Genomic DNA, 12,400 nt, shown 5'->3' on the forward strand with positions numbered 1-12,400 from the left:
ATTATCGATTGCGATAAATTTGAAAATTAAGACAATATAAACAAGGAGGGATAAACATGAGTAAGGTTACATTTCTTGATAAAAATTTTTAGATGAGCAGAGGGATCCAATTAACTACAAAAGTTTTCTTAGGGTTAGGATATAAAACGTTGGACAATAATTGGTTAGCTGTTGCTTTGAAATCCATGCATATCTTTTTACTCAGAGGACTCGTATCTCGTGCAAACCCTTCCTTTTCTGTCATCCGTGAGAGTGATGGGTATATAATTCAGATACATCTTCATTTTGCTCATTAATCGTACCCAGTCTTATTTCTATATATTTTCTGAGAAGGCAATGTGACACCCAGTAATACCAGCGAATGATCATAATGTCAGTTTCTGTCTATTTTATCTCCTTAATCCTTGTTATCTAAGTATTCCAGCAAGTCTTCATGTTTCATTCGTTTCCTCTCCTTATGTCCATGATTTGCTCAAACGTATTGTAATAGATTTCCTCTTAGCAGAAACATCAATCAATCGTTTGATTGAAAAGCCGAGTCTTTGCATGATAAATAGCCGGTCATGAAAAATATCACGACCGGCTGTATTACTTGATGACTACATTTCCTCTCTTCTTCTAACATTGGTCTTCATAACTATTCCTTGGTTACTGTTCCGCTTTTCTTTCTTCGCTGACGGGGGCCAAGCGGCTTTCATGGAGTCCGCTCTTCTAATTAACTATCTCCCCGGGAACCAAGGGTCTGTTTTGAAGCCCATTGTATCTTGAATCCGTCTGTATTGGGTTCCAAGAGTCTTTCTTGGAGCCCGCTTTTTCAAAAATCTACCTAGACAGGGACTCAAGCGGCAGTCTAGAAGCTCGTTCTTTCTTTTACATGCCTGTATCGGGTTCCAAGAACCTCTCTTGATGACTGTTCCATCTATCTTTTTCCAAGACTGGGCGCCAAGGACCTTCCTTGGTTACGGCTTCATCTTTTTCTCCTATCAGCGGGCTTCAATGTCTGACCTGGCGCGACAATCCCTTCATTTTATCTTAAGCTTTTAAAGTGCGGCTGCAGCACAGGATAGAGTTCTTTAAATGTTTGATACAGCTCCGCATACTTTTTGTGGTTTTCTGAAATCGGTTCAATGGTTTTTTTCATAGGAACATGGGCTTTAATGTCTTTATAGCTGGATACTTTTCCGATAGCTTTTAAAGCAATCCAGGCTGCGCCCCAGGCTGAGCTTTGGTGGCTTTCTGGAATATGTATCGGTTCTCCGAACACATCAGCTAAAATCTGCAGCCAAAGCTCAGAGCGGGAAAATCCCCCGCTTGCATAAATGTTGGGGGTGCCGTCTGTCAGCCGGCTCACGGATTCATAAATATGATACAGATTAAACATAACCCCCTCTAATCCTGCCCGTACCATATGCGGCCGTTTATGTGTCATCGAAAGACCGATGTAGGTTCCACGTGCATTTGCATCCCAAAACGGTGCGCGTTCACCGTTTAAATACGGTAGAAACAGGAGGTTGTCTGCACCTGCCGGAACGTTAGCTGCTTCCTTTGTTAACAATTCCATAACATTACTAGAAAGGGCTTCTTCATCTAATGCGTCTCCAAACAATTCTTTTAACCACTGCAGGACGATGGCTCCGTTGTTGGTTGGCCCTCCCATGACCCAAAGGTCTTTATCGACTGCATAAGTAAAAACTTCTTGTTTGTCATCGGTATACGGTTCACTTGACATTTGCCTGATGGCTCCGCTCGTTCCTACTGTTAAGGCAGTATCCACGGGCTGGATCGCCCCGATGCCAAGGTTGGCAAGCGGACCATCACTTCCGCCAATAACAAAAGGCGTTTCAGCGGCAAGGCCCATTTCCTCTGCTATATCTTTAGGAAGACCCTGCAAGATATAGGATGGGGGAACAGGGTCAGAAAGCTGTCCGGAAGAAATGCCGGCAAGCTTTAGTGCCTCCTCATTCCAGTCCAGGTCATAAATGTCAAACAGTCCGCTGGAGGAAGCGACAGAATAATCAACAACTGCTTCTCCGAACCAATGCCATGTAAGAAATTCTTTGATGGAAAAAAATCTACCGGCTTCTCTATATGGAGCGTAATTATTTTCTTTCATCCACGCTAATTTCAACAACGGTGACATCGGGTGTACCGGTGTACCGGTTCGTGAAAAAATAAAGTCATTTCCGTTTTGCTTCCATTTTTCTGCAATATGGCTGCTGCGGCCGTCCGCCCAAGTAATGGAAGGGGAGAGTGCTTTTCCTAACTGGTCACAGCAAATTAATGAATGCATCGCACTAGATATTCCTACCGCAAGGATTGCCTCTTTGGATCCCCTTGAAGCATCGACAGCTTGAGCGATTGCTTTTCTTGCCGCCTTTTCCACGTCATCAGGGTTTTGTTCGCTCCAGCCGGGCTGTGGGTGATGGGTCAGGTAAGCGCTCTCTTTTTCAGCGATAACAATCCCATTCAGATCAAACAAGACAGCTTTTGCACTCGTCGTTCCGATATCGAGTCCAATAACAAATGGTTTCTTCATAGGTTCCTCCTCATACTAAAATGGTTGAATTGCATTTTATTCACCGTTTCTGGTGCTTGGTTCGGCATCAAGCAAAGGTAATTCAGCGGTTCAGGCATTAGGTTCAGCGCTTCATCTAATGCACTATATACGTTTCCGGGAAATGGCTTCCCGTATATTTTGCAGGGAAACATTCATCCGCTCTTTTCGTTTTTTGGCGACGTTTACAAATAAAGCATCAATAATGCTCAGCTGGGCAAGTCTGGAAGCAAGTGCTTCCGAACGAAAATCTGTTTCTTGAGACACGGTATAGAGCGGAATGTCTACTTTTTCGCTTAATGGGGATTTGGCCAATGTAGTAATACCAATCGTAACCGCTCCTTTTTCTGTCACCATCTCCAGCGTATCAAGCATGTCGCGGTTGGCTCCCGAATGAGAGATTATCACGACGGCATCCTTTTCTGTCAGCTGAGAAGCAGACATCATTTGAAAATGCGAATCTTGATAGGCGAAAGTGGTAAGGCCTGTCCGCATGAATTTATGATGAGCATCCATCGCGATAATACCGGAACCGCCATTGCCGTAAAATTCGGTGCGATTGGCATGCAAGATAGCGTCCACGGCTTGCTGCAAATGATCTTTGTTAAACACCTGCAGCGTATCTTCAAGCGTGCGAATGTTTGATTTGAAAACTTTTTCTGCAATGTCTTTTTCGTCATCATCTTCTTGAATGGTTTCATGTATATCTTTCATCGGAGAAACGACTTCCGATGCTAAAGCAATTTTCATCGCTTGATACCCTTTGAAACCGAGCCGTTTGCAAAAACGAAAAATCGTTGCTTCTGCGACTCCCATGTCCTCTGCGAGCTGATTGATGGTAGAATGGATGATTTCATTTGGGTTTTCGAGAATATAATCAGCTACTTTTTTTTCTTTCTCACTAAACAATGGATACGATGATTTTATACGAGGAAGACAGTGCTGTTTCGTGGTTGTCTCCATGTTTTTCCCTCCCTTGACGTAACATCCTGTTTATATTGTATATGAAAAATGCAAACAAAAAAATATTTTTTCATAAAAACGGGTTGTAAAAGAAAATTTTTATCATATAATGAGAACTATAAGAAATAAAATTTCTAGCTTTCACAGATATTAAGAAATTTTTTTCACTGTTAAGAAAGTTAAAATTTTATCGGTAAACAGTATAAGGAAAACTACCATAGGGACTTGGCGACAAGCTAAGTTTTTCTAACAAAAAAATCTTTGTAAGGGCTTTAATAATGAAAGGAGATTGTCGATGAAACTAGGGATGATTGGCCTCGGCAAAATGGGATACAGCTTGGTGCAGAACCTGCTTGACCATCACCATGAGGTAGTAGTAAACGATGTGGATCATCAAACCATTGAAGATCTGGCAGGGCAGGGAGCAGAACAGGCATATTCATTAAAAGAACTGGTTCAAAAGCTCGAGGCACCTCGTATGGTTTGGTTAATGGTCCCGGCTGGTGAAGTGACAGGGAACGTCATAAATGAACTTGCCGAACTTCTTGATAAAGAAGACATCATTATTGACGGGGGAAATTCCAATTACAAACAAACTTTAGAAAGAGCAGACTTTTTAAAGGAAAAAGGAATTTATTTCGTAGATGCTGGCACAAGCGGCGGCGTAAGCGGCGCGAGAAACGGTGCCTGCTTGATGGTTGGCGGAGAAGAGCCTGCTATTAAACAAGTGGAAAAAGTTTTCCTTGATATTACCGTCGAAAACGGTTACCTTTATGCAGGGAAGCCTGGAAGCGGTCATTTCTTGAAAATGATTCATAATGGAATTGAATATGGGATGATGCAATCTATCGCAGAAGGCTTCGATATACTCGAAAAAAGTCCATTTGATTACGACTATAAAGCAGTGGCGAAAGTCTGGAACAACGGTTCCGTCATTCGTTCATGGTTAATGGAACTGTCAGAGAGTGCTTTTTCAAAAGATGCAAAACTGGATGACATTCGCGGGGTCATGAATTCTTCCGGAGAAGGAAAATGGACCGTAGAATCAGCACTTGATTTTGAAACAGCTGCGCCGGTTATCGCGCTTTCCTTAATGATGCGTTATCGTTCACAAGAAAATGATACCTTTACAGGAAAAGTGGTTTCAGCCCTTCGCAATGAATTTGGAGGGCATGACGTAGTAAAAGTTTAAGATGTTCTGCCGGGGAAACGGCGTTACTTTCAAAAGCTGTTTCCCGGTAATCTTACTTACAATTTGCTGAGTCCTATTTGGCTCTTTGCAAGTGGATAAAATTATTTTTTAGGGGGAAGTATTATGTCAAAAAAAATGCTGATGATGTTAATGGCAGCATTGTTGATCTTCATTCTCGCTGGGTGTGGCGGTGGAAGTCAAGAAGAAGAAACAGGAGCAGGTGACAGCGCTTCTGAAGAAAATCAAGATGCAGGCACAGAAGAAGATGCAAGCGAAGAAGCAGCCTCTGGTGATGTGAAAACCATTCGTGCAGGTATTGGTTTGAATAACGAGCATCCTCAATATAAAGGATTAGAGAAATTCAAAGAAATCGTTGAAGAAGAAACAGGCGGCAGCATTGAAGTAGAAACATACCACAGTGGTCAGCTTGGTGACGATCGCTCTATGATGGAAGCGCTTCAGCTTGGTTCTCAGGAAGTTACAGTACCATCTACAGCGCCTATTGCAAACTTTGTAAACGAATTCACTATTTTTGATTTCCCATTCTTGTTCCCGTCCAGTGAAGTAGCAGATGAAGTACTTGACGGAGAAGTTGGTCAGAAGTTTCTTGATATGCTTGAAGAACAAAACATGGTAGGACTTGCTTATTGGGAAAATGGGTTCCGTGATCTTTCCAACAGCTCGCATGAAGTAGCGACAGCAGAAGATTTTGATGGTCTTTCTATTCGTACGATGGAAAATGACCTTCACATTGACGCGTTCCGTGAATTAGGTGCAAATCCGACACCAATGGCATTTACTGAACTTTTCACAGCTCTTCAGCAAGGAACGGTAGATGGACAGGAAAATCCGGTGGCGACAATCTATCTTGAAGGATTCCATGAAGTACAAGACTATGTATCCGACACTCATCATGTTTACAGCCCGTTTGTATTTATGATGAGCAAGCAATTCTATGATTCTCTTTCTGAAGAAGAACAAACAATTGTAGAAGAAGCTGCAGTAGAAGCTGGTGAATTCCAGCGTGAAGAAAATCGTGCTGCAAATGAAGAATATCTTCAAAGCTTACAAGATGAAGGCATGACGTACACTGAAGTAAGCGATGAAGCTCGTGAAGAAATGGCTGAAATTGTACAGCCTGTTATTGACGAGTACGCCTCTGAAATCGGTGAAGACCTTGTAAATGAAGTATATGAGGCAGTAGAAGCAGCTCAAGAATAACCTGTTTATAGGAAAAGGGACTGACCTGAGGGATACTGTTTCCCTCAAGGGCAGTCCCTTTGTTCAAAAAATTTTTCATTAAAAGGAGCCGAGGTAATATGGAAAAAGAAATTACAATTCATATAAGTGAAGACCAGACGATTATTGAACTAAGCAGTTTGCTGCAGCCATATCGTGCAGAAATTTACCTGCAGAAAAGAGATGAATCTAATATAGTAGAAGTAAATTTAAAAAGCTTTCTCGGACTGATTACTATGCGTCTGCAGAACGGCGATAAAGTAAACGTCCGCACAGAAGGAGAAGACGCCCAAAGCGCACTTGAAGCCGTTGTTAATTACTTAACGAAAGGTGAATAATTTTGGGAGAAAAGAGGTTTTTCTCCGGAGAAAGAGATTCCCCATCAGCTGTTTCTCCGGAGAAGCACCTCCTGTTCTATAATATGACTAATCAATGAATATGTTAGAAAAAACTGAAAAGTAAATTGACTATCCTACTATCTTATAATATTATAGATTGTAACAAAATACAAAACTTAATTTTATAATGTAAAACTTATAAGATTCGAGAAACCTTTTCTTTTCTGATCAAAGGAGTTTCATAGACTTCTAGAGACATGCAGAGTTTTTAATAGGAAGGCAGGGAGAGATTATGAGAGCTTTAAAGTTTCTAGATGACCATTTTGAGGAAATACTCCTTGTTGTATTTACCTTTATTATGGTAGTCGTTATCACACTTCAAGTGTTTATGCGTTATGTGCTTGGCAACTCATTATCCTGGTCAGAGGAGCTGGCAAGGTATTGTTTTATCTGGCTAGTGTACATAGGGATCAGCTATGGAGTGAAAAAACAGCGGCATATTAAAGTAGATGTGCTATTGGTTCTTCTTAAAGAAAAAGGGAAATTAGTGCTGGGTATTGTGGCAAATCTATTTTTTCTTGCGTTTGCAGGCTTCGTTATTATTTTTGGTTATGGAGTAGTAGAACAATTAGCAGGATTTGGTCAGACTTCTCCTTCGTTAAAAATCCCAATGGCTCTTGTATATGCAGCTACGCCAGTTGGTATGGGATTAACCGCCATTCGTATTATTCAGCAGATTATCAAGCAGGTCCGTGCTTTGATGGGAAAAGAAGATTTCTATATAAAGACGGAAAAAGACGACGTTTTAGAAAGCGGTATCATCGAAGAAAATGTAGATTCCGAGCCCAAAACAACCACGAGATAATGATATACGGAAGAGGGAGGAGCAGGTATAATGACAACCTTAGTTTTATTTGGTAGTTTTGCAGTGTTTTTACTGTTAAGTATACCGATTGGAATTTCACTGGGGCTGGCGACATTATTATCGATTATGTATTCAGGATCACTGCCAGTCGACTTCTTAGCACAAGGACTTGTTACCTCTGTTGATTCTTTCCCGCTTATGGCTGTGCCATTTTTTATTCTTGCTGGGGAAATCATGGGAAAAGGCGGCGTGTCCGACCGGTTGTTTGGAGTAGCGAATGCCCTTGTAGGTAATAAAACGGGCGGTTTTGCAATCGCTACCATAATTACTTGTATGTTTTTTGCGGCCATTTCAGGTTCAGCTCCGGCAACGGTTGCAGCGATCGGTGGTATTATGATTCCTGCAATGGTTCGTCAAGGCTATGATAAACGGTTCGCCACAGCGACAGTGGCAGCTGCCGGCTCCCTTGGGGTTATTATTCCTCCAAGTATCCCGATGGTTATTTACGGGGTAACAGGCAGCACTTCCATTGGTAATTTGTTTATCGCAGGTATTTTACCAGGCTTATTAGTAGCCGGAGGTCTCATGCTTTACGCTTACTTATATTCGAAGAAAAAAGGCTACAGAGGGTTAGATGAAAAAACAAGCTTGAAGAAAATAGGACAGGCAACGTGGGATGCCAAATGGGCATTATTAATTCCTATTATTATTTTAGGCGGTATTTACGGCGGTGTTTTTACTCCGACGGAAGCAGCGGTTGTGGCTGTGGCTTACGGACTACTCGCCGGACTGGTTCTGTACCGTGAAATGAAAATTACCGACTTGCCAAAAGTGTTTGCAGATGCTGCACTCACAACGGCAACTGTACTTATAATTGTTGGAACAGCAACGGCATTCGGACGTCTTTTAACGATTGAACAGATTCCGAATCAGGTAGCTCAGGCAATGCTTTCGGTATCTACCAATGAAATCATTATTATGCTGTTAATTACACTGCTGCTTTTAGTAGTAGGCTGTTTCATGGATACCCTTGCAGCCATTATTATCTTAACACCAATCTTGCTGCCAATCGCTGTCAACCTTGGATATGATCCGATTCATTTTGGTATTATTATGATCGTTAACCTTGCCATTGGTTTTATTACCCCGCCGCTTGGAGTTAACCTCTTTGTCGGTTCAGGGATCTCAGGTTTATCGATTGAAGCATTATCGAAGGCGATTATTCCCTTTTTCTTTGCAATGTTGATTACATTGTTAATTATCATATTCCTTCCACAGCTTTCCTTATATTTGCTTGAATTTAAGCAATAAAAAAGCTTATGTTGGATATGAGATAATTAAATATTTCATTACCCCCTTATTTTTTATATAGCAACATCTTTGCCTCTCATCTATTCCCTGGATGAGGGGACTTTTTTTGTTGTTTAGAAAATTATGTTTTTACAAGTTGTGGATAACTATCTCCATATTGTTTGATCCGCGTCTAGCTTCAGCGCCCAGCCTCTCGGAGGCCCAAGACGGTTTAAGGAACTTTTGCTAGAATCGCGAACATCGTGTTCGCGATTCTAGCAAAAGTCAGCACATCCTGTGTGCAAGCCAGTTCAACGTTGTCACAGGACGTGACGTTTTTGGAGACGAAGTGCAATGCAGAAGTCACCACATCCTGTGGAAGTAAGAGCGCCTTTAGTGACTGGAGAACATTTACCTGTCGAGGCTGACCAGGGCGCTTGCGCTTTTGATCTGATAGTACTGTGATCCGGTATTCTGCAGTTCAATCAAAGGGTTATGTTTTAATAGTAATGTGTCAGGCTCCCAGCCCATCCCGACGTTTTTGAAAGACCGAACAAGTCTCCGCTCGGGGAGTTAAGCAGCAGGTTTTTATTTAAAGGAAGCGAACCTTCTGGACCTGTAGCTTTTGTTTCTATTTCATAGATGTCGTTTTTTTCTTGTTTCATTAAATGATCTAAAGATGAAAACATAATAACCCTCCACGAATGAAAAAAATTTTCAAAAAATTGTATTGAAATTAAAAGCGGTTTCATATAAAATGTAACTCAATACTAAAAGGATTTTTCTTTTTGTCAATTTGCTAGAATTCAATTTTATAATATAAAACAAACAACCTAATATACTATGAAATTGGAGTGAAAGTCATGAAAATAACAGAGCTGGAATGCTTTATTGTTCCGCCTAGATGGTGTTTTTTGAAGATCTCGACAGATGAAGGAATTTCAGGTTGGGGAGAGCCGGTAGTAGAAGGAAGAGCCGCTACTGTAAAAACAGCCGTCAAAGAACTTTCCGACAACCTGATTGGGGAAAACCCTCTTCATATAGAAGATTTGTGGAACAAGATGTACCGAAGCGGCTTTTACCGCGGGGGCCCTGTATTAATGAGTGCCATTGCCGGGGTGGACCAGGCATTGTGGGACATAAAAGGAAAGTATTATAACGCTCCTGTCTTCGAATTAATGGGAGGAGCCTGCCGGGATTCCATTAAAGTGTATTCCTGGATTGGTGGCGATCGTCCGAGTGATGTCGGAGAAGCCGCGAAAAGTGTAGTAGACACAGGATTTAAAGCCGTAAAAATGAACGGAACCGAAGAACTTCAATACATTGATACATACGAAAAAATCGATCAGGTGCTGGAAAGAGTCGCTGCCATTCGTGAAAAAGCAGGGAAAGATGTCGGTATTGGTATTGATTTTCATGGCCGGGTTCATAAGCCGATGGCAAAAGTTCTCGCTAAAGAGTTAGAACCATACCGGCCGATGTTCATTGAAGAACCGGTGCTGCCGGAAAATAATGAAGCACTTCGGGAAATTGCTTCACACACCGTCATCCCGATTGCTACCGGAGAGAGAATGTACAGCCGCTGGGATTTCAAACCGTTGTTTGAAGCAGGGTATGTGGATGTGATTCAACCGGATTTATCACATGCTGGCGGCATTACGGAATGCAAAAAGATCGCATCCATGGCAGAAGCTTATGATGTGGCACTTGCACCGCACTGTCCGCTTGGCCCAATCGCACTTGCTTCCTGTCTGCAAGTGGATGCAACTTCTCACAACGCGTTTATCCAGGAGCAAAGCCTCGGCATTCATTATAATAAAGGAAATGATATCTTAGATTACATCACAGACCGCAGTGTATTTGAATACAAAGACGGGTATGTGAGCCTTCCTAAGGGTCCTGGTCTTGGGATTGAAGTAAATGAAGAATATGTAAGAGAAAAAGCAGAAGAAGGCCATGCCTGGAAAAATCCGGTCTGGAGGCATAAAGACGGTACCATCGCGGAGTGGTAAACCACTGCTCCGCAATACACCCTGTGTAAGCCAATGCAGCAGCCAGTCCAGGGTGAGTCGGTACCTTGTCTTTTCATATATGTCAAAACCAAGTTTTATAATAATGAACCGTCCACGAAGACGAAATGAAAAGAGGTGAAAAAAATGAAAACGATCGTCTCATTATTAGAAGGAATTTTAAAATGGATGATAACGATATTTTTTACGGTGATGATAGGTCTTGTTTTCTTTAACGTGGTGCTTCGTTACGGGTTCAGCTCAGGGATCACATGGTCTGAAGAAATGGGAAGGTACTTATTTGTCTGGATTGTGTTCCTTGGCGCGATTGTTGCCTACAAAGAGAGAGCTCACTTAGGTGTTGATTTGTTGATAGGAGCTCTGCCTCGCCCCGCGCAAAAAGGCTTGTATGTCTTAAATAACCTAATTGTTATTGCTGTCCTTTTTATTGTGATAGATGGAGGCTTTCAAATGATTGATAGTACTTCTTCTAACTATGGTCCGGCTACAGGCATTCCTCTATCCTTTCTGTTTATAGCAGGGACGCTTTCGGCTATAGCAATGGTGCTGATTAACATTGTACAGACCGTTCAATTTGTAGTTTTTGGAACAAACCCGCCGGATTGGGCGAATGAAAAACGAGAGGAGGTGGATTCGACTTGATTTGGATCTTTCTCGGTGTGTTATTTTTCTTCCTTTTCCTCGGTGTGCCTGTCGCGTTTTCCATGCTAGTCAGCGCCATCGCGTTAACGTTTGCTCTTGGTATTTTTGATGCTAAAATTATTACACAGAATCTTGTAAACGGTGCCAATAATTTTCCTTTAATGGCCATACCGTTTTTTATCCTAGCCGGTGAAATCATGAATGCGGGCGGGATCTCAAAGCGGGTTGTACATTTTGCAACCACGCTTGTCGGCCATATCCGCGGCGGTCTCGGGTATGTAACCATTTTAGCAGGGATTATGTTTGCCGGGCTTTCTGGCTCAGCGGTAGCTGATACGGCTGCGCTTGGTGCCATACTTATTCCAATGATGGCTGCAAAAGGATATGATATAAAAAGAGCATCAGGTTTGGTAGCATCTTCTGGGATTATTGCTCCGGTTATCCCGCCAAGTATCCCGCTCATCATGTTCGGGGTTATCGGCGGCGTCTCCATTACCCAGTTGTTTATGGGCGGAATTGTGCCAGGTTTGCTGCTGGCGCTTGGATTAATGGGAGCATGGTATCTCGTTTCTCGGAAAGGGAATGTTGAAGTGATGGAAAAAGCCAGCGGGCGCGACCGTTTGAAAGCGTTTTTCCAGGCGATTTGGGCTTTGTTTCTTCCATTTATTATCATTGTCGGCTTGCGCGGAGGAATTTTCACCCCGACTGAAGCAGCTGTGGTAGCCTGCGTATATGCTTTTGTTATTAGTGTAACCGTTTACCGAGGGGAGCTGAAACTTCGCCATATGCCGGATGTGCTGGTGAACTCAGCCAGAACGACAGGTGTTGTCATGTTTTTAGCTGCATCTGCGATGGTTACCGCCTGGGTGATTACAGTGGCGCAGGTTCCGGCCGAGCTTGTTTCATACTTAACGGGTATTACCGATAACCCAACACTTTTATTACTTATTTTGATGGTGTTTTTACTGCTTGTAGGTTTCGTCATGGATATGACGCCGGCTATCCTGATTTTCACACCAGTGCTTCTGCCGGTCGTGCAGGCAGTAGGCATTGATCCTGTCTACTTTGGGATTTTAATGGTTATTAACCTATGTATCGGGCTGATTACGCCTCCGGTAGGTACAGTGCTCTATGTCGCCTGTGGTATTAGTAAAATCAGTATTATTGATATTACAAAAGGTATTTGGCCGTTTTTGGCCGTCCAAGTTACGATTCTATTATTACTTGCTATTTTCCCGGAACTCGTTACCGTTCCGCTCGAATGGCTGTATGAATAATTACAATATG

11 protein-coding genes are annotated in these 12,400 nt (G+C 42.3%); 8 read left to right on the forward strand and 3 right to left on the reverse strand.

Annotated elements, in window-relative coordinates; translation table 11 throughout:
- Positions 1-1,027: 1,027 nt before the first annotated feature.
- Complete coding sequence (locus ACE1TI_RS16485) at positions 1,028-2,536, reverse strand: gluconokinase (RefSeq protein ID WP_375008651.1); 1,509 nt, start codon at positions 2,534-2,536, stop codon at positions 1,028-1,030.
- A 123-nt stretch (positions 2,537-2,659) separates the two neighbouring features.
- The gene (locus tag ACE1TI_RS16490) at positions 2,660-3,517 is read right to left on the reverse strand and encodes a MurR/RpiR family transcriptional regulator (RefSeq protein WP_375008652.1); all 858 of its coding nucleotides are present in this window, start codon (positions 3,515-3,517) and stop codon (positions 2,660-2,662) included.
- Positions 3,518-3,812: 295 nt separating this feature from the next.
- On the opposite strand from ACE1TI_RS16490, the gene gnd reads away from it, so the two are divergent.
- The 5 genes from gnd to ACE1TI_RS16515 all read left to right on the forward strand — a co-directional run bounded on the left by gnd (position 3,813) and on the right by ACE1TI_RS16515 (position 8,462).
- Positions 3,813-4,709 (forward strand): phosphogluconate dehydrogenase (NAD(+)-dependent, decarboxylating), encoded by an 897-nt coding sequence (gene gnd / locus ACE1TI_RS16495; RefSeq protein ID WP_375008653.1) that lies wholly within the window; start codon positions 3,813-3,815, stop codon positions 4,707-4,709.
- Positions 4,710-4,832: 123 nt separating this feature from the next.
- Positions 4,833-5,930, forward strand: coding sequence for a TRAP transporter substrate-binding protein (locus ACE1TI_RS16500; protein WP_375008654.1), 1,098 nt, complete (start codon positions 4,833-4,835; stop codon positions 5,928-5,930).
- Between the two features lie 98 nt (positions 5,931-6,028).
- Complete coding sequence (locus ACE1TI_RS16505) at positions 6,029-6,286, forward strand: HPr family phosphocarrier protein (RefSeq protein WP_375008655.1); 258 nt, start codon at positions 6,029-6,031, stop codon at positions 6,284-6,286.
- Positions 6,287-6,578: 292 nt separating this feature from the next.
- A complete protein-coding gene (locus ACE1TI_RS16510; RefSeq protein WP_375008656.1) occupies positions 6,579-7,151 on the forward strand; it encodes a TRAP transporter small permease in 573 nt (190 codons plus the stop codon).
- Between the two features lie 30 nt (positions 7,152-7,181).
- Positions 7,182-8,462, forward strand: a complete 1,281-nt coding sequence (locus ACE1TI_RS16515) for a TRAP transporter large permease (RefSeq protein ID WP_375008657.1) — start codon at positions 7,182-7,184, stop codon at positions 8,460-8,462.
- Positions 8,463-8,941: 479 nt separating this feature from the next.
- On the opposite strand, the gene ACE1TI_RS16520 is transcribed toward ACE1TI_RS16515, so the two are convergent.
- Positions 8,942-9,130 carry a hypothetical protein gene (locus ACE1TI_RS16520; RefSeq protein WP_375008658.1) on the reverse strand — a complete coding sequence of 63 codons (189 nt, stop codon included), beginning with the start codon at positions 9,128-9,130 and terminating at the stop codon, positions 8,942-8,944.
- A 174-nt stretch (positions 9,131-9,304) separates the two neighbouring features.
- Here ACE1TI_RS16520 and dgoD point away from each other — a divergent pair, with 174 nt between their 5' ends.
- From dgoD to ACE1TI_RS16535, 3 genes are all read left to right on the forward strand, one after another.
- A complete protein-coding gene (gene dgoD, locus ACE1TI_RS16525; protein WP_375008659.1) occupies positions 9,305-10,453 on the forward strand; it encodes a galactonate dehydratase in 1,149 nt (382 codons plus the stop codon).
- A 144-nt stretch (positions 10,454-10,597) separates the two neighbouring features.
- Positions 10,598-11,113, forward strand: a complete 516-nt coding sequence (locus tag ACE1TI_RS16530; protein ID WP_375008660.1) for a TRAP transporter small permease — start codon at positions 10,598-10,600, stop codon at positions 11,111-11,113.
- Complete coding sequence (locus ACE1TI_RS16535) at positions 11,110-12,390, forward strand: TRAP transporter large permease (protein WP_375008661.1); 1,281 nt, start codon at positions 11,110-11,112, stop codon at positions 12,388-12,390. Before ACE1TI_RS16530 ends, ACE1TI_RS16535 begins: the two co-directional genes overlap by 4 nt.
- Positions 12,391-12,400 lie beyond the last annotated feature (10 nt).

It is taken from the genome of Alteribacillus sp. JSM 102045 (assembly GCF_041949975.1).
Lineage (GTDB): Bacteria > Bacillota > Bacilli > Bacillales > Marinococcaceae > Alteribacillus.

Bases quoted from the DNA above. Each gene is read 5' to 3' on its own strand.
- ACE1TI_RS16530 (WP_375008660.1), top strand. From the start codon at position 10,598: ATGAAAACGATCGTCTCATTATTAGAAGGAATTTTAAAATGGATGATA.
- ACE1TI_RS16520 (WP_375008658.1), bottom strand. From the start codon at position 9,130: ATGTTTTCATCTTTAGATCATTTAATGAAACAAGAAAAAAACGACATC.
- ACE1TI_RS16510 (WP_375008656.1), top strand. From the start codon at position 6,579: ATGAGAGCTTTAAAGTTTCTAGATGACCATTTTGAGGAAATACTCCTT.
- ACE1TI_RS16485 (WP_375008651.1), bottom strand. From the start codon at position 2,536: ATGAAGAAACCATTTGTTATTGGACTCGATATCGGAACGACGAGTGCA.
- ACE1TI_RS16490 (WP_375008652.1), bottom strand. From the start codon at position 3,517: ATGGAGACAACCACGAAACAGCACTGTCTTCCTCGTATAAAATCATCG.
- dgoD (WP_375008659.1), top strand. From the start codon at position 9,305: ATGAAAATAACAGAGCTGGAATGCTTTATTGTTCCGCCTAGATGGTGT.
- gnd (WP_375008653.1), top strand. From the start codon at position 3,813: ATGAAACTAGGGATGATTGGCCTCGGCAAAATGGGATACAGCTTGGTG.
- ACE1TI_RS16515 (WP_375008657.1), top strand. From the start codon at position 7,182: ATGACAACCTTAGTTTTATTTGGTAGTTTTGCAGTGTTTTTACTGTTA.
- ACE1TI_RS16500 (WP_375008654.1), top strand. From the start codon at position 4,833: ATGTCAAAAAAAATGCTGATGATGTTAATGGCAGCATTGTTGATCTTC.
- ACE1TI_RS16505 (WP_375008655.1), top strand. From the start codon at position 6,029: ATGGAAAAAGAAATTACAATTCATATAAGTGAAGACCAGACGATTATT.